This is a genomic window from Flavobacterium sp. MK4S-17, assembly GCF_009848495.1.
Lineage (GTDB): Bacteria > Bacteroidota > Bacteroidia > Flavobacteriales > Flavobacteriaceae > Flavobacterium.
This window is the reverse complement of record NZ_WWEP01000034.1, coordinates 111773-134436: the sequence shown is the minus strand read 5'-3', so window position 1 is coordinate 134436 and position 22664 is coordinate 111773. Positions and strand designations below refer to the sequence as shown.

The 22664-nt window shown below is 40.9% G+C and carries 14 protein-coding genes and 1 pseudogene; 5 read left to right on the top strand and 10 right to left on the bottom strand.

Annotation, left to right across the window (positions count from 1 at the left end; genetic code table 11):
• Positions 1-8073 (bottom strand): annotated as a pseudogene (locus GSF09_RS11430) (fibronectin type III domain-containing protein); the annotation flags it as partial.
• A 159-nt stretch (positions 8074-8232) separates the two neighbouring features.
• Between GSF09_RS11430 and hflX the strand changes: the two are divergent.
• The gene (gene hflX, locus GSF09_RS11425) at positions 8233-9462 is read left to right on the top strand and encodes a GTPase HflX (protein WP_159801502.1); all 1230 of its coding nucleotides are present in this window, start codon (positions 8233-8235) and stop codon (positions 9460-9462) included.
• A gap of 53 nt (positions 9463-9515) precedes the next feature.
• Here hflX and GSF09_RS11420 read toward each other — a convergent pair whose 3' ends face one another.
• The 6 genes from GSF09_RS11420 to GSF09_RS11395 are packed head-to-tail and all read right to left on the bottom strand — an operon-like array spanning position 9516 to position 13459.
• Entirely contained in the window at positions 9516-10394 is an 879-nt protein-coding gene (locus tag GSF09_RS11420) for a DUF3078 domain-containing protein (protein ID WP_159801500.1), read from the bottom strand.
• Between the two features lie 46 nt (positions 10395-10440).
• Positions 10441-10953 (bottom strand): DUF2480 family protein, encoded by a 513-nt coding sequence (locus tag GSF09_RS11415; protein ID WP_159801516.1) that lies wholly within the window; start codon positions 10951-10953, stop codon positions 10441-10443.
• 30 nt (positions 10954-10983) lie between these two features.
• On the bottom strand, positions 10984-11313 hold the full coding sequence (locus tag GSF09_RS11410; RefSeq protein ID WP_159801498.1) for an SUF system Fe-S cluster assembly protein: 330 nt from the start codon (positions 11311-11313) through the stop codon (positions 10984-10986).
• Positions 11314-11318: 5 nt separating this feature from the next.
• On the bottom strand, positions 11319-11738 hold the full coding sequence (locus tag GSF09_RS11405) for a SufE family protein (RefSeq protein WP_159801496.1): 420 nt from the start codon (positions 11736-11738) through the stop codon (positions 11319-11321).
• A 1-nt stretch (position 11739) separates the two neighbouring features.
• Entirely contained in the window at positions 11740-12195 is a 456-nt protein-coding gene (locus GSF09_RS11400) for a hypothetical protein (protein WP_159801494.1), read from the bottom strand.
• A 49-nt stretch (positions 12196-12244) separates the two neighbouring features.
• Positions 12245-13459 (bottom strand): aminotransferase class V-fold PLP-dependent enzyme, encoded by a 1215-nt coding sequence (locus GSF09_RS11395; protein ID WP_159801492.1) that lies wholly within the window; start codon positions 13457-13459, stop codon positions 12245-12247.
• A gap of 224 nt (positions 13460-13683) precedes the next feature.
• Here GSF09_RS11395 and GSF09_RS11390 point away from each other — a divergent pair, with 224 nt between their 5' ends.
• Genes GSF09_RS11390 through GSF09_RS11375 form a run of 4 tightly spaced genes read left to right on the top strand, consistent with a single transcriptional unit; the run spans position 13684 to position 17415 of the window.
• Positions 13684-14562 (top strand): ABC transporter substrate-binding protein, encoded by an 879-nt coding sequence (locus GSF09_RS11390; protein ID WP_159801514.1) that lies wholly within the window; start codon positions 13684-13686, stop codon positions 14560-14562.
• Complete coding sequence (locus GSF09_RS11385) at positions 14552-15586, top strand: iron ABC transporter permease (RefSeq protein ID WP_159801490.1); 1035 nt, start codon at positions 14552-14554, stop codon at positions 15584-15586. The genes GSF09_RS11390 and GSF09_RS11385 overlap by 11 nt, the downstream gene beginning before the upstream one ends.
• A 4-nt stretch (positions 15587-15590) precedes the next feature.
• Positions 15591-16367 carry a heme ABC transporter ATP-binding protein gene (locus GSF09_RS11380; RefSeq protein ID WP_159801488.1) on the top strand — a complete coding sequence of 259 codons (777 nt, stop codon included), beginning with the start codon at positions 15591-15593 and terminating at the stop codon, positions 16365-16367.
• Positions 16368-16377: 10 nt separating this feature from the next.
• Entirely contained in the window at positions 16378-17415 is a 1038-nt protein-coding gene (locus tag GSF09_RS11375; protein ID WP_159801486.1) for a hemin-degrading factor, read from the top strand.
• Positions 17416-17557: 142 nt separating this feature from the next.
• Here the strand turns inward: GSF09_RS11375 and GSF09_RS11370 are convergent, their stop codons facing one another.
• The 3 genes from GSF09_RS11370 to sufD form a co-directional block, all read right to left on the bottom strand.
• Positions 17558-18976: an HmuY family protein gene (locus tag GSF09_RS11370; protein ID WP_159801484.1), complete on the bottom strand. Its 1419-nt coding sequence runs from the start codon at positions 18974-18976 to the stop codon at positions 17558-17560.
• Positions 18977-18987: 11 nt separating this feature from the next.
• Positions 18988-21135: a TonB-dependent siderophore receptor gene (locus GSF09_RS11365; RefSeq protein ID WP_159801482.1), complete on the bottom strand. Its 2148-nt coding sequence runs from the start codon at positions 21133-21135 to the stop codon at positions 18988-18990.
• Between the two features lie 140 nt (positions 21136-21275).
• Entirely contained in the window at positions 21276-22592 is a 1317-nt protein-coding gene (gene sufD / locus GSF09_RS11360) for a Fe-S cluster assembly protein SufD (RefSeq protein WP_159801480.1), read from the bottom strand.
• Between the last annotated feature and the right edge of the window lie 72 nt (positions 22593-22664).

Here is a 22664-nt window from a genome sequence, read left to right as displayed (position 1 = left end):
TACCGTAAGGGTTGGGTCTGTGCTGATAACAGCCCCGCCTTCTGTCCTGCTCCATGCATAAGCGGCATTGCCCTGGTCGGTTTCATCATCAACACCAAATACAACTCCAAGGATATAGCTTCCACCTTCACAGCCTTCACTTATACTTGAAAGTGTAGGTGTTGGTGTAATAGTTACCGTGAAACTATTTTCATCGGAACATACCCCATTATCGGCATATACATATAGTGTCTGACTGTCTATAATTACATTGCCGGCACTTAGCATATTACCGGTACCGTCAGGCCCTGTATAGTAATTTCCTTCTGTTAATGGAAGCAGCGAATAACTATCACACTCCACAACATTAGCAGGCGCATCTGCAATCGGGGCCGGAAGCACCGTAACATCAAAGCTGGCTTCGGCAGGACATTGCACAACATTGGCAACAGATGCAGCGTATACATATATAGTTTGTGTAGCTGTTACAGGGTCACCTGCATTAAGCATGGTTCCTCCGCCTGTTGGGCCGCCCGGTGCTGTATAATAGTTTCCTTGTGCAAGTGCAGGAAGTGTATAACTTGTACATACAGTTTGGTCACCAGGTGTCTGAACAGTTGGGGTGGTTAAAATAGTTACCTCAAAACTGCTTTCATCAAAACAGTTTGGCGCTGCCGAACCTGCATATACATATATAGTTTGCGAAGCTGTTACAGGATCGCCAGGATTTAACATAGTACCTGTTGCCCCTGAACCTGTATAGTAACTGTTACCTGCATTTAAAGGAGGTAAAGTATAGCTGTCGCAACTTGTTGCATCGGCCACAACCTGCGCTGTTGGCCTGTTAACAACAGTTACTGTAAAGCTTGCTTCTCCCTGGCACAGTAGTGTAGGGTCTATGACTACATAAACATAAATTGTTTGCGTAGTTGTTATAGGGTCGCCTGCATTAAGCATTGTTCCACCACCTGTAGGGCCTCCCGGAGCTGTATAATAGTTTCCTTCTGCAAGTACAGGTAAAGTATAACTGTCACACACGGTTTGATCGCCAGGTGTTACTACATTCTGTGAAGGAATAATTGTAACATCAAAACTGGCTTCCGCAGTACAATTTGGCGTAGCTCCTGTTTCTGCCCAAACATAAATTGTCTGGCTTGTATCTATAACATCTCCCGCATTAAGCTGAGTACCCGTCTGGCCTGAACCGGTATAGTAATAATTATTAGCAGCCAGTGCCGGTAGTGAGTAACTAAAGCATGCTGTCTGGTCTCCCGGATTATCAGGAACCGGAGGTGCTGCTATAGATACCGTAAAGCTTTTCTCATCTGTACAGCCAGCCGCACCATTATCAGCATACACATATATAGTCATGTCTGTTGAAATCAGGTCTCCGGCTGCAAGCATATTACCTCCGCCTGTTGCGCCACCCGGTGCATCATAATAATTGCCTTCTGCCAGTGGTGGCAGCTCATAGCTGTCGCATACCACTTGGTTATCAGGAACAATAACATCTGGTTGTGTTACAATAGTTACATCAAATTCAGTTTCATTGCTACAGATTGGGTCAACACCTTCTGCGAAAATATAAATTGTTTGTGAAGTTGTTATAGGGTCCCCTGCGTTAAGCACAGTTCCGCCTCCTGTGGCTCCGCCGGTAGCAGTATAATATGTACCATTGGTAAGCACAGGCAGTGTAAAGCTTTCACAAGCTGTTACATCTGGAAGCTGGTCTGGGGCAGGTGTTGCCACAACATCTATAGTAACTGTTTTAGCTGTAATACATCCTGCATTGTTAACTGTTACTTCATAAATACCCTCTTCGTTTACTGTTATTGAAGAACCTGTATCAGGAAGCGCAGGGCCACCATCTTTAGTCCAAGTGAATGAAACATCCGGTGATGTCTGATCAAAATTAATTGGTGTTACCTCAAGAACAATAGAGCTATTAGGACAGATAGTTGCATCACCTGTTAAATCAAACTCAGGAGTCTGGCTTATATTAAGGCTGAATGCATCTGTTACATAACAGCTTCTGCCTGCCAATTGTGTCCTTATATATAATGTTTGATTCGTATTGGTAGTATAACTCGTAGGCAACTGGTCTTGTGACTGGCCCAGTTCAGCCTTATCCAGAGTATCATAGAATGTAAATTCATAATTTTCAGGATCCGGCAATATACCTATTGTTACATCCATCAAATCAAACGTTACGTCGGTTCCCGCAGGTGCACATTCTGTTAAGTTAGCAGGAACTGTAGTAATAATAGGCTCTTCCGGTGTAATAGTAACCTTACTTTCTATAATAGATACATTTGAACCACAACCAGTATATTTAGCGCGTGCAGTCATCTCGGTTACATCAGTAACACATACTTCAATAGTTTCATCATTACTAAAGAAATCTCCCCCTTTAAGCCACTCAAATTCAACATTTGACGGCCCGTTAGGAGTGAACCTGTAGGCTTCTTCAATAGCAGTCCAGGGACCAGTATTCCTTCCCGCAGGGGTATAAGCCACAGTTCCGGCGGCGTTTTGAATACCAATAACGCCCTGGCCACCATTAGCACCTGAAGGCCAGCTTGTACATGGCACACGTTTTTGCACATATATCTCTATAATGTTGCTTATTTCATAAAATACTATTTGTGATGTTTGCCCGCCAATAGCAGGGTTGCTTTGACATGTACCTGAATATTGTGCAATATCAGAATAGTTCACCACAAATGCCCTACAAGGATATGTACCTAAAACCTGGTAATTTATTGATGGGTTTGTAATTGGGTTTTCTCCCGGCCTTGGGTCTATATCCTGATACACCCCATATATAGCTTTCTTAATAGGGAAGTTTGTATTTGGAATTGTCATGCCAGTAAGATTCCATGGACATGCAGCAGTAGCAGAATAGTTACTGCCAAACTCGATAACGCCATTAGAGCCCACCTGAAGTGTTGAATATTTTTGCCCAAAGAAACAGAAATCAAAATCAGACGGTAGTGTAAATACCGGAGACCATCTGTCATCTTCATTAATATTCATTTCTATACCACCTGAGAATGGGAACTGTGGAGTATAATCAATCGTTTCAACTTCATAAGATGTAGTAGCTCCTGTTTCAAGGAAATCAGCAGTAAGCTCTACACATGCGTCCTCACCCGGGCATATACTAAAGTTTGTTCCTGGTGCTACCACGTTAAGTTCTTCATCATATAAGTCCACTTTGGCACAAGCCGGCGGAGCGAATATTGAGAATAACTCGGGCCCTGCCCAGAAACCTTTATCATCAGGCGCACAAACCGGCCTTACATAAAACTCATAGAAAGTACCTGCCGGTAATGAAACTGTATGACTTGGTGAGCCTGACACAGGAATAACACCTGCCGGGTTAGTGCCCGGTGCCGGGTCTCCCTGCTCTACTATAACTATTTCCCATTGCGTTTCAGAACCTACAGGTGTCCATGAAAGTTCTACCGTACCGATAGACTCAGTACCGTTTACTGCAAGGTTGGTTACAGCAGGACATGTAATTAATTTAACATTAATATTATCTACGGCAGCCGGTGGCTGTGTACCTCCGGAGTTATCGTTTCTCCACTCAAACACAAGCCTTCTTACCTGGCCTACATAGGCAGTTTCAGAAAGTACAGCACTCACGTTGTTCCAGATGTTTGCACTGTCACTGTATTCGCCTACAAGTGTCCTGTTAGCGCCGTTTGTTATCTGTGTACCAGGAGTAGGGTTAAAAGTAACCGGAACCATCCATACCCTTAGCCTGTCAGTAGTACCCTGGCCGGCAGCTTTCCATTGGAATGTTACTCCAAGGTCATATGCTATATTTGGCAGCTGAATATCCCTGTAAGCATGTGTAACAGAGCTTGAAGTAACCGTATAAGTGTTAGTTTCCCCATCGTCATCAGAAATGTATAAAGATGTAGATGCACTGCTACTTACTGCTGTACCTATAACCCATTTATTGGTTTGGTTACCGTTGCTCATAGTCCAGTTAGTAGGCCCCTCAAAATTATCACTGAAGTTTGGTACTGCAGGCGTTTGCGGAAGGCTGAAGTTAACCGGCCCTATCCATGGGCTTTCATCATCACTGCCGCAATTACTCCTTATCCATACATACTGGTTGCTGGAGTTATTAGGGAAATCGGTAATGGTAACTGTATTATTTGGTACGTTTCCTGTAGGCGTTGTAGTATCTGTAGGCCCGTTTGTTATTATTGGTGAAACATAATAATCATACGTAGGCGTTACAGTAACAGGTGCAGTCCAGTTTATTACTGCAGAGTTTGCCGTTACAGTTCCTACAGCAAGATTTTTAGGTGTAGGGCATGTTATAAATTCTACATTTACATTATCTACAGCAGCAGGTGGGTTTACCCCTCCCGTGTTATTATTTCTCCACTCAAATACAAGCCTCCTTACCTGGCCCTGGTATGCCAGCACATCATAAATTTCTGAGCTGGTTTTCCATGCAGAAGACAGTCCATAATTGCCTCCAAGCAAAATTCTTGTAGAGTTTGGTGTTATCTGTGTTCCTGCCGTAGGGTTATAATTATCCGGAACAAGCCATACCCTCAGGTAATCGGTATTATTTTCACCTAAAGCTTTCCAGTCAAAAGTTAACAGCATCTGCTCAATATTTGCAGGCATTTGTATATCCCTGTAAGCATGTACTACAGAAGCCGAAGTTGTAGTATAGGTATTTGTTGTACCTCCGTTATTTGTTATATATAATGATTTAGTGCCGGTGCCATTACTTGTGGCACTGCCCACAACCCATTGGTTTGCTTCGCTTTCATTAATTAATGTCCAGCCATGGAATCCTTCAAAATCCTCTGAATAATCAAGAGGTGCAGGAACTTGTAGTGTATTAAACCTTACAGGCCCTGTCCAGGTACTTTCATCGCCGGGACCGCAATTACTCCTCACCCATATATAGTAAACTGTTGATGAGTTAAGGTTATTTAAATCAAGTGATGCAGCCGTTACAGGTGCCGTGTTAGTTGGCGTAGTTGTTTCTGTAGGCGGGGTATCATCAAATGCTGATATATAATAATCATAAGTAGGTGTTACAGAGGTAGGCCCTGTCCAGGTAAATGATGCCCCTGTTTGAGTAACACTGCCTGTAGTAAGCACAAAGTTTGTAGGTGCAGGACAAGTAATTACAGAGAAATTAAGATTATCTATAGCGGCAGGCGGCTGAGTACCTCCTGTAGCATCATTCCTCCACTCAAATACAAGCCTTCTTACCTGGCCGCCGTAAGCAGCAGACGGTAATACAAAATCAGCCGTTGTAAAAGAACCGTTTTGGTTAAAGTTACCCCCAACAGCTATCCTGCCTCCACCCGGTGTAATTTGTGCACCCGGGTTAGGGTTATAGTTTTGCGGTACAAGCCATACCCTAAAGTAATCATTTGTAGTTCCCTGGCCTTGAGCCCTCCAGTCAAACTTAAGGCTTAACTGATCAATACTGTTAGGGAATTGTATATCACGGTAAGCATGTGATACTGAGGTTTGGTTAGTTGTATATGCATTGGTAGTACCATTATCATTAGTTATATATAATGACTTAGTACCTCCATTATTTACAGCTGTGCCAATAACCCATTTATTAGGCTGCTCATTGTTTTGCGAGCCATTAATAAATGCCCATCCGTGCGAAGCTTCAAAATCTTCAACATAATCAAGGTTTGCAGGTACTTGTAACGTATTAAAGTTTACAGGCCCTATCCATTCACTATTGCCATCTGTAGCACCACAGTTGCTCCTAACCCAGAAATTATAATTTGTAGAGTGGTTAAGGTTGTTTAGTGTTACCGTATTTGTTGTTAAAGCGGCATTGTTGGTTGGGATAGTAGTATCATCCGGAACCTCGTTGCCGGTAGTAACATAATAATCATAGCCCGGTGCACCCCATGAAGGTATGCCCCAGTTAAACGTTGCTCCTGTAAGTGTGGCACTGTTAGCTGCAATGGCAACACCTGTTGGTGTAGGACACGTTATAAGTGAAAGGTTAATATTATCTATAGCAGCAGGCGGCTGAGTACCTCCTGTAGCGTCATTCCTCCATTCAAATACAAGCCTTCTTACCTGGCCCTGGAATGCAGGTAATATATTTATTACAAATTCTGCATTAACAAAATCATTGCTCTGGTTAAAATTACCTCCAACAGCAACCCTGCTGGCATTAGGAGTAATTTGTGTACCTGCATTAGGATTATAGTTAACAGGTACCATCCATACCCTGAAGTAGTCATTTGTGGTTCCTTGTCCCATTGCTTTCCAGTCAAACGTAAGCTTAAGCTGGTTTGCAGTAGCCGGTATCTGTATATCCTTATATGCCTGCACTACTGAAGCAGATGTAATAGTATATGCGTTATTAGCACCGTTATCGTTAGATATATACAGTGAATTGGCACCACCATTATTAACAGCCGTACCTACTACCCATTTGTTGGTTTGCGTACCATTGTTTAATGACCATCCGTGAACACCTTCAAAATCTTCAGTATAATCTAAATTAACAGGAACTTGGGTAGTCATGAAAGTATATGGCCCTGCCCATGAACTAAACGTACCATCGGCACAATCTGCCCTTACGTAATACTCAAGGCTAGTGGCCGGCGGAAGGTTATCTGCAAGGTAAGCAGTATTAGTTGTTGCAGTTTCAGGTGTACTGGAAGCTGTTGGTAATCCTGAACCGGCAGGTTGAACCACAACCTGCCATGAACTGGCGTTGCCTGGGTTTGTCCAGTTAAGCTCAGCCGATGTCGGCAGGATATTATTGGTAGCCTGGCCAACAGGAGGTGTACAGTTTACCTGCTGTATGGTTAAAGTATATGGTGTAGTTTGTGTAGTTCCTGAAGTGGAAATTACAATATAATATGTTTCTCCCGCAGTTACAGGAACTGTAAAATTAGCCTGAGAAGTAGGGCTGGCAGTTCCGCCTGCAATACAGGTATTACCAATATCAGCACACTCATTATAAACAAATATACCGGCATTAGGCCCGGTATCCCTCATATTTATAAGTATAGAACCTGTAAAGGTTGCATTGTAGGCATACACTACATCATCACCGTTAAGATATGTACCTCCTGTACATCCTGTACCCGCTGATCCGCTGTAATCATCATCAAAATTATTGGTATTGCCAACTGTATAATAAGATACTGTATTAATTTCTATAGGTGCTTCACACGTAGCCCCTATAGCAACCGTGCTAAACTCAAACGGGCCAACCCAGCCACTTATGTTGTCAGCACCTCCATTAGTACATAACGCCCTTACATAATAAGCGTAATCTGTATCCGGCGTAAGCCCTGTAGTTACCTGATAAGAGTTGGTGCTGCTTGTATAATCTGCAATGCCTGTTGGCAACTGTGCCGCCTCAACCACTTCTATTTCAAAGCTTGAAGCACCGCCGGGATTGTCCCACCCTAAAGTAGCAACATCAAGGCCAATACCTGAAGCTGTAAGATTTTCAGGGTCAAGACATTTTTCAACAACCTTTACATTATCTACAAGCCAACGGTCAGCATTGTTAGCAACCATTACAAATGCAATGCGAACCTGATGCCCCACAGCAGATGCAGGAATATCCGGTTCGGTTACAATTTTTTCAATATATTGAGTCTGTATCGGGTTAAGTTCAATTTCATTCCATTCCTTCAGTTGTACATAATTAGCAAAATCATTAGGATCTGCACCCGGGTTTTCAGTAAGGTCTATCATCATAAGGCGGTATATACCTCCATCATTACCACCCACTGTAAGCCTTGAAAAGAAATGTATTTCGGGGTTTTCAGGCATTTCGAATTCCTTTGTAACCAACCAGTCCTGAGGAGTTCCTGAAGCAGGATTAACATTCGATCTGTCAAGGAATGCTGCATGGTTTCCTTCATAAGGCGGTTCAGGACCACTTTGGTCTCCTACACTCTGCCTCCAGAATCTGGTAGTTCCCACGTTGTTTTGAAGTATGAGCCAATCCGTAGGTGGCCAGGCTTCAAAACCTTCCTCGGGAAGCTGCGCATAGCCGCCGCAAAAAGCCAGGAAAGACATTAAAAGCGTTAATGTAATTTTCTTCATAATTAATAGTTTAGCTAAATTTAATCCCCAAATTTAACAAAATATAATAAATACATAACAAATAGGTAAAATTTAACACTAAAAGAAAACAGAATGAATTAAATTTAAAAATAACCTAAGAAACATTGTTTTATACGTAATTTTGCTTTTTGGAATTTTATGATTGAAAAAGAAAAGATAAATTTTGAGAAAACTGTAATTGCCGGTGTAATTACACAGGAACAAAATGAAGACAAGCTACAGGAATATCTTGACGAGTTAGAATTTTTAACCTATACTGCGGGAGGAGAAGTTGTTAAGCGTTTCTCACAAAAAATGGAGCGCCCTAATCCTAAAACTTTTTTAGGGACAGGAAAAATTGAAGAAATTCAACTTTACATTAATGAGCACGATGTAAAAACCGTGATTTTTGATGATGAGCTTTCGCCCGCACAACAAAAAAACCTGAACCGCATACTGGAATGCAAAGTGCTGGACAGGACTAACCTCATCCTTGATATTTTTGCCCAGAGGGCAGAAACTTCTTATGCACGCACGCAGGTAGAACTGGCGCAGTGCCAGTATTTATTACCAAGGCTTTCAGGCATGTGGACGCACCTTGAACGCCAGCGTGGTGGTATAGGTATGCGCGGGCCGGGTGAAACAGAAATTGAAACCGACAGGCGTATTGTGCGCGACCGTATTGCCCTGCTAAAGGAGAAGATAAAAACCATTGACCGCCAAATGTCGGTACAGCGCAGCAATCGTGGGGCGATGGTAAGGGTAGCACTGGTAGGTTATACCAATGTTGGAAAATCGACATTGATGAATGTTATAAGCAAAAGTGAGGTTTTTGTAGAAAACAAGCTTTTTGCAACACTTGACACTACCGTTAGGAAAGTGGTTATAAAAAACCTGCCCTTTTTATTGTCAGATACGGTTGGGTTTATACGAAAGCTGCCCACACAACTTATCGAGTCTTTTAAAAGTACGCTTGATGAAGTGCGTGAAGCAGACCTTTTATTGCATGTGGTAGATATTTCACATCCTGATTTTGAAGACCATATACATTCGGTTAACAATATACTCCAAGATATTGACAGCATGAATAAACCTACTATAATGGTATTTAATAAAATTGATGCCTACAAACCCCTTACCATTGATAGTGATGACCTTGTAACCGAAAAAACACCAAGGCATAATACGCTTGAGGAATGGAAAGCTACCTGGATGGCAAATGTGGGAGAAAAAAATGCCCTTTTCATTTCTGCCATAAATAAGGAAAATATGGAAGAGTTCAGGGAAAAAGTATATGAGGCAGTAAGGGAAATACACATAACACGTTTTCCTTATAACAATTTTTTATATCCTGATTATAAAGATAACCTTAGTGAGGATAAAGAATAAAGAAGCCTGCAAATGCAGGCTTCTTTATTCTTTATCTGTATTTCTAACAAGGTTTAAAAACCATAATTAACCGCTACACCAAATACCTGCCTAACCTGAAAGCCTTTAAAGGCGTTATCATCATATATGGTTTGGAATGATAAATTAGTTGTAAGGTAACGGTTTATTTTCATAACAACATTTAACTGGTAGTCAAGGTCAACATTTTGTGCATCTTCAAGATAATTTGAATACAGATTCAGTATATTTTCAAAGGTTACATTGGCAATAATATCAAGCTTGTAATATGCTGAAGCATTAAAACCGAGTTCATATCTTAATGACTTTCCTTCCTCTACGCCAAAATAAGCTTCATCTGGCAGTGTAAAACCCTTGTCAACAAAAGTAAATTTTGAGGTGGCGGGCGAGAGGTTAAATTTAAGATTATCATCTTTTTTCCACAGTACACCCGGCCCTACAAGCAGGTATCCCGGTGAAAGGAAGTTTGTGTATTCATCCCTTATTTCAGCCCCTTCTTCATCACGGCTGTACACATAACCTTTTGTAAACTGTGTCTTAAAATTAAGGAATGCCGAATAATACCACCTTTCTGTTGCACGTTTTCCTAAAACCGAGTTTATTTCCAGCCTGTCATCCGTTTTTTTGGCAAAGGCACTGGTTTTGGTTTTCACCAAGCCATAAGATGCTATAAACTTATTATCCCACGTCCAGTCGTCTTTTTTATAGTTAATATCATAGTTTAGCCCCAGGTTACCCGAAATATTATTTTCACCACCGGCAAGCCAGTTATCAAAAGTTGACTGGTTAAATAAAACGGAGGCATTTCCTTTTTTAGTCCATGGGCCTATGGTATCATTATCTGCTGCTGCAGGGTTTTGTGCCGCAGCTAAAAAACCTGTAAGGCACAATACAATAAGTAATGTTTTCTTCATATAACTGTGTTTTTGCAAATATAATTATCCAGGATAAAATGCCACATTAAATCTTCTTTTTATATAAAGGCACCGAGGAGCAGGCTTCACCAAACATAAGGCTTTTAGCCACTGGCATCAGCTTTTGTACTGCCAGTGCATAAGCCTGCTGGGGCACTGGTTTTTTAGAGCAGCCTTTTATTATTACAGGCTTGCCTGTAAATTCCGCATAGTCAATTTTATTTAAAATACCGGAATATAATTGTGTATTAAGTTCTTCTACAGTTCCCTGTAAAGTGTATTTCGCGTAAGGCTGTAAATAAACAGTAACAAGCATGTAAGCCCAGGCAGGTACAATAGCATCGGTACTGCAGTATAAAGCTACATATTTATCTGTATATTGTTGCCAGTCATGATTTTTAAGCGATTCCCTAAAGTCTTTTTCACGCAACACAAAACCTTCCCAAAGCCATTGGGATATATCTACTGAAACCCGCTCTCCTTCAGGGTAATAATCCTCAAGGTCAAAAACCTGAAGTATGCTGTTGGCAACACGGTTTACAATTTCCTGCTCTTCCATATTCTCCATCAATTCAATACTAATTACCTATTAAAGCATCCCAAGCTCAAGCTTTGCTTCCTCACTCATTAGGTCGCGGCTCCACGGCGGGTCAAATGTTATTTCTACCTCAGCAGCTTTTACATTCGCTATTTTGGTTATCTTTTCTTCAACCTCCTGTGGCAGGCTTTCAGCTACCGGGCAGTTAGGCGAAGTTAAAGTCATAAGTATTTTAACCTCATGGTCAGTGTTAACCATAACATCATAAATAAGGCCTAACTCATATATATCAACCGGAATTTCAGGGTCATATATAGTTTTAAGCACCTTTACAATTTCTTCCCCAAGCTGGGCCGTGTCAATAATAACTTCTTCTTCCATATCATTTAATTTTTTGCCTGGAATGCCAGGGCATACATTTTTATCTGTTTAATCATAGAAACCAGTCCATTGGCACGGGTAGGCGATAAATGTTCCTTAAGCCCTATCTCGTCAATAAACGCCGTATCGGCTTCAAGTATGTCTGCCGGCCTTTGGTTCGAAAATACCCGTATCAGTATTGCTATTATTCCTTTGGTAAGAATTGCATCGCTGTCAGCAGTAAAAACAACATTACCATCCTTTTGCTCAGCATGCAGCCAAACCCTGCTTTGGCAGCCTTTAATTATATTATCATCTGTTTTATACTGTTCATCAACAAGCGGTAATGACTTACCAAGGTCAATAACATACTGGTAGCGTTCATCCCAGTCATCAAACATGGAGAACTCGTCTATTATCTCTTCCTGTATATTTTTTATATCCATTTTATTTTTCTAAATCCGACACTTCAATAATCCTGTTTACCAGCCCTTTGATTTCCATAGGCGGATTGCCGTGGTCAAAACTGCTGCTTTGGTAAGTAGTATCCTGCTTTATTACTTTTAAATTGGCAATTAATGCACCATCATGATGGCTGCGGGTGCTTGGTGGTTTAAGTGTGCTTAATTTATTAAGGTTTACCTTTTCAAGCTCCGCCAGTATCTTATTCCAGTTCCTTTTTTTAGGTTTTTTGTTTACAAATTTATCTATAACCCTTTCCTTGTCCAGAGCCTTCTCATTAATAGTTATAATAGTATCGTGCTTAACAATTACTTTTTTGTAGGCACCCCGGGTTAAGGCTTCATATTCAAAGAAAATTTTATCGCCCTGCTTTTTAAGTGCCGTAGATGCGCAGCCCGATAACAGGAGCAAAGCGAATAATACCGTTACAACGTTTTTCATTTTAAATTCCTTATAGCACTATAAAGTTAGTGTTTTTTAACTGAATTTATCAGGAAAGCATACGCTGTGCTTTTTTAACAGCCTCAGCCAGGGCATCTATTTCCTCTTTAGTGTTATAAAATGAAAATGAAGCACGCACCGTTCCCGGCACATTAAAAAAGTCCATTACAGGTTGCGTGCAATGATGTCCCGTCCTCACGGCTATGCCCATTTTATCTACAATGGCTCCAATATCATACGGATGTATATCCCCTACGTTAAATGAAATAACCGGGGCTTTCCGGGCTGCTGTGCCTATAATTTTAAGCCCTTCTATTTCAAGCAGCTTTTGTGTGCCATATTGCAGTAATTCCTGCTCATAGGCCATTATATGGTTAAGCCCTGCAGCATTAAGATAATCTATAGCTGTACCCAGCACTATACCACCTTCAATATTGGGTGTTCCTGCTTCAAATTTATGGGGTAGGTCTGCATAAGTACTTTTCTCAAAGCGCACTTCCTTAATCATTTCACCGCCACCCTGATAAGGCGGTAGTTTATTTAACCATTCTTCCTTACCATAAAGCACGCCACTTCCGGTTGGCCCACAGGCTTTATGCCCTGAAAAGGCATAAAAATCACAATCAAGAGCCTGCACATCAGGCTTAAGGTGCGGCGCTGCCTGCGCACCGTCTATAAATACGGCTGCGCCATGTTCATGAGCTTTGGTTATAATATATTTTATGGGGTTTATTGTACCTAATGAGTTTGATATATGGTTTACTGCAACTATTCTGGTCTTGCCGGAAAGCAGCCTTTCATACTCTTCCAGTATAAGCTCCCCCTTATCGTCCATAGGGATAACAACAAGCTTTGCACCCACCCTTTCGCAAAGCATTTGCCACGGCACAATATTGGAGTGATGCTCCATAGCCGAAACCATAACCTCATCTCCCTGCTTTATAAAAGCCGAAAAACCATTTGCCACAAGGTTAATACCGTGTGTTGTGCCTGTAGTAAACAGGACTTCATGGCTGTGTTTTGCATTTATATGCTGCTGTATTTTTTGGCGGGAGGTTTCATAAGCGTCCGTAGCCATCTGGCTCAGGGCATGCACCCCCCTGTGGATGTTGGAATTTATTTGTTTATAATATTCCGCAATGGCATCAATTACCACCTGCGGCTTTTGGGATGTGGCTGCATTATCAAAGTATACCAGAGGTTTTCCGTTAACCGCCTGGTTCAGTATAGGGAAGTCTGCCCGTATGGCATTTATATCTAACATTTCTAATCTTAAGTTAATCGTTATCAGCAAGCAGCAAGCAATTTATTGCCAACTGCATTAACCGCAAAGTTACGGCTTGTTTCCGTAATAAAAGAATAATTGGTATAGATTTAAGATTGAGCAATAAGATGGATTTTTAAAGTTATTTTTTTTCATTCTAAATAAAAACAATAAATTTGCCCTAATTTAGATTAATTAAAAACAAACAAAGTCAAATGAAACAAATACATAAGTTTTTAGCTATTGCAATTGTAGTTTTAGCAACTGCCTCATGCAAAAAAGAAACTGAAAAAAATGAGGGCGCTGTAACCGCTGCCGACTCTACAGCTGTTGAAAAACAAAGAATAGTTTCCCTGAACAGTGCAATTACCGAGATAGTGAGCGCAACAGGCCATCAGGATGAAATTGTGGGTGTAGATGTTACCAGTACCTACCCTGAAAACATTAAAGAAACCGCTAAAGATTTAGGGCACATACGCAGTATCTCAATAGAATCTATAATGGCATTACAGCCTACGCTTATTTTAGGGACGGATAAAGACATAAGCCCGGAACTAGAGGAAAAAATTAAACAATCGGGGGTAAAACACCATATTTTCACACAGGAAATTTCTGTTGAAGGCACAAAACAACTTATTAAGGATGTTGCATCTGTTTTTAATGCAGAATATGAGCCAATACAGGCAAAAATTGATGATGCGCTTGCTAGTAACGTAAAACCACTGGACAAAAAACCTAAAGTATTATTTATATACGCAAGGGGTGCTAACCAACTTATGGTTTCCGGTACAGGCACACCGGTGGATAAGGTAATAACCCTTGCAGGTGCCGAAAATGCAGTTAAAGGCTTTGAAGATTATAAGCCGCTAACACCTGAAGCGCTTATACAAAGCAATCCTGATGTTATCCTGATGTTTGATTCAGGTATTGGCAGCCTAGGAGGCCCGCAGGGCGTATGGCAGATACCGGGCATGGATAAAACCAATGCAGGCAAAAACAAAAAAATAATTTCAATGGACGGTGGTTTGCTTTCAAGCTTTGGCCCACGCTTAGGACAGGCAGTGGAAGAGCTTAACGGAAAGCTAATGGAAAATGCAAAATAAACTTTCAATATACCTGTTATTCAGTTTACTGCTGTTGGCTGTGCTGGCAGTGGTTTCGCTGTATATGGGTGTATATGTTTTTGAAAAACACTCCCTTGCCGAAACCATTAAAGGTATATGGGCCGCAGACGGCACAATTTCGGAAAGCGACCGTTTTGTACTTATGGATTTAAGGCTGCCCCGCATTAGCATGGCAATACTTATTGGCAGTGCGCTTGCCGTTTCGGGAACCTGCCTGCAGGGCATGTTTAAAAACCCACTGGCAACGCCGGACCTGATAGGTATAACTTCGGGAGCCTCTTTATTTGCAGCACTTACCATAGTTTTGGGCAGCTCATTTAAACAATATATCCCGGAGGCATTCCATTATTCCTTATTAAGCATCATGGCTTTTATAGGCGCGCTGATAACAATGATAATGGTGTACAGGATATCTACCAGCAACGGTAAAACCAACGTGGTTATAATGCTCCTTTCCGGTGTGGCTATTACTGCGCTTGGCTTTGCAATAACCGGCTTTTTAATTTACATATCAAAAGAAGAGCAGTTGCGCGACCTTACCTTCTGGAACCTTGGCAGCCTTAGCGGTGCCACGTGGACAAAAAATGCCATACTGGCCACTATAGTAATTGTATCCTATATGTTCCTGATAAACCGCGGTAAAGCCCTAAATGCAATGATGCTTGGTGAAAGGGATGCGCGCCACTTAGGTATACCTGTAGAACGTATAAAAAAACAAATTGTACTGTTTACTGCCCTTATGGTAGGTACATCGGTAGCTTTTGCAGGCAATATAGGCTTTGTTGGGCTTATAGTACCCTATATATTAAGGCTTATATTTAAATCCAACTACAATGTAATTTTACCTATGTCGGCTATTTTGGGAAGTGTCTTATTACTTGCCGCCGACACAGTGAGCCGTACTATTGCGCCCCCTTCGGAAGTGCCAATCGGTATATTAACAGCATTTATGGGTGCGCCCATATTTATAATAATCCTGATACGGAGCAGAAAATCAATGTAAGGAAATGTTAGAAGCCCATAAAATATCCTATTCGCACCGCAAGTTTGCCATACTGGAAAACATAGACGTTTCTGTTAATTATGGCGAACTGCTTGTTATTGTAGGGCCTAATGGCGCGGGGAAATCAACCCTGCTGAGTATGCTTGCCAATGAAATAGGAAAAGATGAGGAGCCCATTTACTTTAAAAATAAAACTTTTGAAGAATGGGACAGCAGGCAACTGGCACACCACAAGGCTAAGTTTTCGCAAAGCAACAGCCATGATATACCGCTTACGGTTAAAGATGTGGTAATGATGGGAAGATATCCTTATTTTCAGTCTGCACCCCATAAGGAAGACCGTGAGGCGGTGGCAAAGGCAATGCAGGAAACGGATGTTGCCCTGCTTGAAAACCGCGACTATAACCTGCTTTCGGGCGGTGAAAAACAACGCGTGCACCTTGCCCGGGTTTTGGCACAGCTTGATAATGACATTGCACATAAGCTTATATTTCTTGACGAGCCGCTAAATAACTTGGACGTACTGCACCAGCACCGAATACTGCATACTATAAAAAACTTTACCGGAAGGGGTAACACTGCTGTAATGGTACTTCATGACCTTAACCTTGCAGCCCAATTTGCCGATAAGGTAATGCTGCTTAAAAAAGGTAAAATAGTGGCGCACGATGTGCCTGACAAGGTTTTTACAAAAGAAACCATTAGCAAGGCATACAACTTTCCATGCACTATATGCCCCAATCCTGTAAATAAAAACCCTTTAATAATTTTTGGAACATAAATTTAGCATTATGAATACTATCACTAAAAACCTTAAAGAACAATGGGATGCCCTTAAAGCTGAAAATCCCCATATACGCATACGCAATGCCGCAGACCAGCTTGGTGTGAGCGAAGCAGAACTTTTGGCCACACAGGCCGGAGATACTGTAACGCGCCTTAGGCCTGAATTTGCAGAAATTTTACAGGAAGTAGAGAAACTGGGCAGGGTTATGGCATTAACACGTAATGATGAGTGCGTGCATGAGCGTAAAGGTGTTTATTTAAACCCTGATTTCAGCAGCCCATTTGCTTCTCTTTTTGTAGGTGAGGATATTGACCTCCGGATATTTTTAATGCACTGGGACAAAGCTTTTGCCGTAGCAGAAAAGGGTGAACATGGCGACAGGAAAAGCCTTCAGTTTTTTGGCAAGGACGGTTTGGCAATCCATAAAATATACCTGACGAAAGACAGTAATGAAACTGCTTTTGACGAGCTGGTTGCAAAATATAAATCGGACAACCAGGCAACTGAGGAAACTACGGTTGCAGTCCCTTTAAACATTGATGAGAAACCAGACAGCGATATTGATGTTAAAGGCTTTCAGGAGGCATGGGTTAACCTTAAAGACACTCACGAATTTTTCGGTATGCTGAAAAAATTCGGTGTTACCCGCACACAGGCATTACGCCTTGCCCCCGAGGGTGAATACACTAAGAAAATAGAAAAAGATGCTATTGTTACAATGCTTGAAAATGCTGCCGAACAAAAACTGCCTATTATGGTGTTTGTTGGCAACAGGGGTAATATCCAGATTCATACAGGCACTGTAAGGAAAACCATGTGGCACAATAACTGGTTTAATGTGCTTGACCCTGATTTTAACCTTCACCTTGATATGGATAAAATTGCCCAAACCTGGATTGTGCGCAAGCCTACAGAAGACGGAATGGTTACAGCTATTGAAGTATTTAATGAAATGGGAGAAATTATTGTACAGTTTTTTGGTAAAAGGAAACCGGGAATACCTGAGCTTGAAGGGTGGAGAGATTTAGTTGCTTCCCTTTAAGTTTAAAACATAGTAAATTAGAAGCCGCTTGGATTAGCGGCTTTTTTTATTGTATAACTGAATAAAAAATCCCGGTAGGTTATGCTCTACCGGGATTTATTGAATAAAACAAAAACTAACTTACGGCATCCTAAAAATCATATTATTGTAGTAATGCATACTGGAATTTAGGGAAGCCACGCTCGCCGCTTTCGCTGGCTCCTCCCGTCATTCTTAGCTTATATATATTACCCATAGGGTCTTTAACTATAAAGAAACGGTCTGTTTTCAATACAAACTGCGATACAGGAATACCGCCTGGGCCCATAACACTTGTGCTCCTCCAGTTAGAGCCTATATTACGCTGGTCGTTTGTAAATTTTGAGTCATCTACATTGGCAAGTGTGAAATTATCATATGTAAAATCCTCTGTCAGCACCATGTAAGACCTTGCACCTCCCTTAGTATTTGTTACAATAAAATCAGGATAATAGTAAGGTATTGCCGCACCCGGCATTTCTATAACATTGGTAAATGTTGTGAAATTAATATCCCACTGGTTTGCCTGAGGTTCTACCTGTACAGTTGAATTTGCTGTAAAACTGAAGAAAACAAAGTTATAAGCATTGTTTTTAGAAAGGATAACTTCCTGGTGGGTTGTAGCATTAATATCTGCATACTGAAGCTTGTAATCGCTGCCGCTTTTAAGTATCCTGATTTTTTTCCAGCCCCTGTGCGGGCCCGCAGAAGAACCTTCGGTGCCTGAAGATGGTGTTGATGCTGAAGGGCCATTACCTAAATTAATAAGGTAAACCTTGTTATCAGCATCGTTATCAGAAACCTCTGCAATAGCTGTCTGGCTAATATCACCGGCAGGGTGGTCTATCTGGCTGGCATCTCCATTGCCCTGGCCAATCAACATGCTCTCATCCGGGGCAACTACCGCGTTTATATCAGTAGTGTTTAATTGCTTTGCAGACATTCTTAAAGAGCTGTTTAAAGCAACCCTAAACTGGTCTCCGCTGTAAAAGCCTAAATCCCATGATACCCTTTCAGCCATTCTCATCATACCGCTTGTAAGGTCAACATAAACCTGGTTTGGCTGATTTGCACCTCCTACCTCAGCAGCAATAGCCGCACCAAGCGACGGTGCTTCATTAAGGTTTACCTGTATTGAGGAATTACCTGTTATAGCTGCATTAACCGAAACATCTGTAATAGAAAATTTCACATTTTTAGTTTCGCCATCGCCGGCAGGAAGTAATTTATTAAATGTAAAAGTTACCTCGGTTGCACCGGCTTCAAAAGGTATTTCAATTGCATTGCCTTCAGCTCCGGGTATTGTAGTAAAATCGGTTCCATAAGCTACATTGGTGGTTGTATAATTAAGTGTAATAGTACCTCCGCCTTTTACTGCCTTAGAAAATAATAACTGCACCTGCGAGCTTCCCTCAGCTATATAAAGTGAAGGGTTTGCAAATGAGACAGAATTGGAAGATCCTGAAGATTTTTCATCATCTTCGCTGCATCCTGTAAAAACAAGTGCGGCGAATGAAAGAAATAAAACTGATAGTTTTTTCATATCTGTATTAATTAAATATTGAGGTTATATGTAAGTTTTAAAAAGTAGGACCTGCCATAGGCTAAAAGAAGTGCCGATGTGCCGGCGCTGTGTACTCCTGAAGCGCCTGCACCTGAGGTTTGCAGGTTTTTAACATTAAATAAATTCCTGGAGCCCAATGTAACATCAAACCTGTTTTTAAAGAATGATTTTCTTACTGAGGCGTCCATCATGCTGTAAGCTTCAATTTCCGTGAGGAAAAAGCCTACATCACCACTATCAAGCGGCTCCTCCCTGAACTGCTGGAAGCGGCCGTTATATTTATAGTATAAAGAAAATACAGTATTCCATGATGGTACATTATAGGATATATTGGAATTTAGCTGGAAAGAGTATAAAAACCTGTCATCGGAAACCACGTTGGAAGCGGCCAAGTCTATTTTTTGGGAAATACCCACCAAAGCAGCACCTACCTTTGCTTCTATATTTTTATAGGCAAGCTGGTGGCTTGTTGAAATATTCCACATTTTATATTTATCAATATTCTGGTACCTGTATTGCAGGTTAGGCTCTGTAGCAGCAAGCACCTGGCTTATGCGGTCGTCCACATCCATATAGCTAATAATGAGATTATTACTAAGATTAAGCCCCGAGTCAAAAAAGGTTGATTTTTTTATACTTGCCTCATAGGATAAGCTGGTTTCGGGAACTAGGCTGGCATTACCCCTAAGGTCATGGTTGCTGTCAACAAAATAAGTGTAGAGTTCATCAAAATTAGGTGTTCGGTAGGATTTACCCACTGATGCCCTTGCCTCCAGCCCATAATTAAACAGATAGCGGAAACCTGCGGATATTGCATTCTGGTCGCTGAATTTAGACTGGAACGAATAACGGAAACCCGGGCGTATGGAAAACCTTTCGGTACATTTAATTTCTGCCGAGGCATAAACATCATAATTTTCAAGGGTTTGGTTTACATCCTGTGCATTGGCATCCTCATTCCTGAATGTGCCTGAATTGGCCGAGGCAAACCCTTTTTCATGCACAGCTTCATACCCTACCTGAAGGTCGAACCTTTGTGTATTGAAAAAGTTTGTAACGTTACCTGTAGAGTAAATAATTTCTTTAGACTGGTACGTTTGCCTGTCATTGTTAGTTTCGGTGTCTGATAATATCTGGTAAGTATATTTTTCTTCATCCCTGCGTTGCTTTTGATACGATGCAGAAACATTATATACCAGCTTAGAAAAAAGATGCCCGTATGAATTCAAATGGTGGTAGTACCTGTCGGTAATTATGCGCTTATCCTCCGATTTATAAGTATCGGGGAAAGGATAATTGTCAACAGGCGTTACAATAGGGTTATAAAAATCAATATTTTCGTTATAATAATCAAATTTGTAAAACAACCTGAAAATACCCTTATTGTAACCAATTATGGCATTTGTGGCAAACTGTTGCTTAGGCAGCCAGCTAAAGCCGCGCAAACCATCATTTTCTTTATATTCTTTGCCTTTCATGTTGTCATAAAACCCGGCAAAGTCATTGCGGTTGGCCCCTACTGATGCATACCAGTTATCAGTACCATGGGAAACTTTGAAGGATTGTATGTGCCTGCCTTTATCAAAAAATGCAAACTCCTTACCTACAGTTTCCTCTTGGGCAGTTGCCGATATTTCCCATTTATTTTTAGTGGTTTTTTTGGTTATGATATTTAGTATCCCGGTAACTGCATTGGCACCATGTGTAACCCCCATGGAGCCTTCAATTATCTCTATACGCTCAACATCATCAAGATTAATCTGTGTAAGGTCAATATTATTTCCAAGTCCGGTATCGCTTACAAGGGGTATGTTATCTAAAAGTATTTTAAAATACTGGGCATCAAGCCCAAACATAGAAACTGTAGAACGGCCATCGCTGCCATTAGGCCTAACCGTAATATTTAAATACTGGTTTAATACATCGGCAAGGTTATTAGCCGCCCTGCGCTGAATGTCTTCGCTCGTAATAACGCGAACGTTAAAAACTGATTTTTTTATGGATTGCGGTTCAAACTGGCCCGTTATAACTACCTCTTCCAGATTGGTTTTTATGGTGTCATTTTCGGTGTCCTGTGCCGATAGTGCTACAGTAGTGAATAAAAAAGTATATAAAAGCGATTTGGTAATAACCCGCATTACAATTGTTAGTTAGATTAATTCTAAATTGCAAAGCTATAGTTACCCTTCGAAATATGCAAATTATTTTTATTAATTCTAAATAAAAGAAAAAAGCAGGCTTAATAAGCCTGCTTTTTTCTTTTATTTATATTAGGATATTATAAGTCAAAACCGATGTTTACACCCAATTTAGCAGCTATAATTTTTGTTATCCTGTTTTTAAGTTCAGGTATTTTAATACTTTCAATCGCTTCATTAGAAAACGCATACATTAATAATGCTTTAGCCTCTTTTTGCGGGATGCCGCGCGACTGCATGTAAAACATTGCACTTTCGTCAAGCTGCCCAATTGTACAGCCGTGAGAGCATTTTACATCATCAGCAAAAATTTCAAGCTGGGGTTTAGCATTAACCGTAGCCTTTTCACTAAGTATTATATTATTATTATTCTGGAAGGCATCTGTTTTCTGCGCTTCCTTTTCAACATAAATCTTTCCGTTAAACACTCCGGTAGAACTTCCGTTAAAAATACCCTTGTAATTCTGGTGGCTCACGCAATTAGGCTCGGCATGGTTTACCAGTGTATGATGGTCAACAAGCTGCTTATCGTCAATAATCGTTATCCCCTTAAGTGTACTTTCCACATGCTCCCCCTGATGATAGAAATTAAGGTTATTCCTGGTTATATTGCCCCCAAAGGAAAAAGTATGTACAGAAGCTATACTATCCCTTTTCTGGGCTATATATGTATTATCTATAAGGTTTGCATTGTGCGAATCGTTCTGTATCTTGTAATAGTCGGCCATTGCCCGCTCATCGGTAAATATCTCGGTAACAGAATTGGTAAGTACAGGGTTGCTGTTTAGGCTTTGGTGTCGTTCAATAATCTGTACCTGTGCATTTTTACCAACAATTATAAGGCTGCGCGGCTGTACCATGAGTGCTGCCTCATTTCCTGTAGAAAGGTGTATAATCTCAACCGGCTTATCGGCTACCTTATTATTAGGAATATTAATGTAAGCTCCCTCAAATGCAAAGGCGGTGTTTAAGGAGGTAAGGCTATCATCCCTGTTGGCTATTCTATTAAAGTACTGGTCAATAACAGCTTTGTACTTAGGCTTTGTAAGTGCTGCCGACATGAGGCATACATCAAGCCCGTCATGTGTTGTGGAAGACAGGAAAGAACTGAATTTTCCATCAATAAATACTATTTTATAAGTATCTATTTCATGAAGGAAGTATTTTTTTACATCGGCATAACCCAGGGCGTTATCGTGTTTTGGAAACACACTGAAATCATTTTTCAGTACGCTGTTTAACGATGTATATTTCCAGGCTTCTTCTTTTTTGGTGGGGAAGCCTTTATTTTCAAAATTCTTTATGGCCTGTGTGCGTACATCGTGCAGGTCTGAATGAACATCAACACGCTCTTCAAAAGCCATGAAAGAAGATAATAATTTTTCTTTAAGATCCATTGTATGGTTTTTAAAGTTTGAATGTTGGAAGTTTTAAAGCCCGTATAAAGACTTTAAAACTTAGCAACTTTT

Coding starts and splice junctions, on each gene's coding strand:
- GSF09_RS11395 (WP_159801492.1), bottom strand. CDS start 13,459: ATGTTAGATATAAATGCCATACGGGCAGACTTCCCTATACTGAACCAG.
- GSF09_RS11415 (WP_159801516.1), bottom strand. CDS start 10,953: ATGGAAGAGCAGGAAATTGTAAACCGTGTTGCCAACAGCATACTTCAG.
- GSF09_RS11370 (WP_159801484.1), bottom strand. CDS start 18,976: ATGAAAAAACTATCAGTTTTATTTCTTTCATTCGCCGCACTTGTTTTT.
- hflX (WP_159801502.1), top strand. CDS start 8,233: ATGATTGAAAAAGAAAAGATAAATTTTGAGAAAACTGTAATTGCCGGT.
- GSF09_RS11365 (WP_159801482.1), bottom strand. CDS start 21,135: ATGCGGGTTATTACCAAATCGCTTTTATATACTTTTTTATTCACTACT.
- GSF09_RS11420 (WP_159801500.1), bottom strand. CDS start 10,394: ATGAAGAAAACATTACTTATTGTATTGTGCCTTACAGGTTTTTTAGCT.
- GSF09_RS11385 (WP_159801490.1), top strand. CDS start 14,552: ATGCAAAATAAACTTTCAATATACCTGTTATTCAGTTTACTGCTGTTG.
- GSF09_RS11380 (WP_159801488.1), top strand. CDS start 15,591: ATGTTAGAAGCCCATAAAATATCCTATTCGCACCGCAAGTTTGCCATA.
- sufD (WP_159801480.1), bottom strand. CDS start 22,592: ATGGATCTTAAAGAAAAATTATTATCTTCTTTCATGGCTTTTGAAGAG.
- GSF09_RS11405 (WP_159801496.1), bottom strand. CDS start 11,738: ATGGATATAAAAAATATACAGGAAGAGATAATAGACGAGTTCTCCATG.
- GSF09_RS11400 (WP_159801494.1), bottom strand. CDS start 12,195: ATGAAAAACGTTGTAACGGTATTATTCGCTTTGCTCCTGTTATCGGGC.
- GSF09_RS11410 (WP_159801498.1), bottom strand. CDS start 11,313: ATGGAAGAAGAAGTTATTATTGACACGGCCCAGCTTGGGGAAGAAATT.
- GSF09_RS11375 (WP_159801486.1), top strand. CDS start 16,378: ATGAATACTATCACTAAAAACCTTAAAGAACAATGGGATGCCCTTAAA.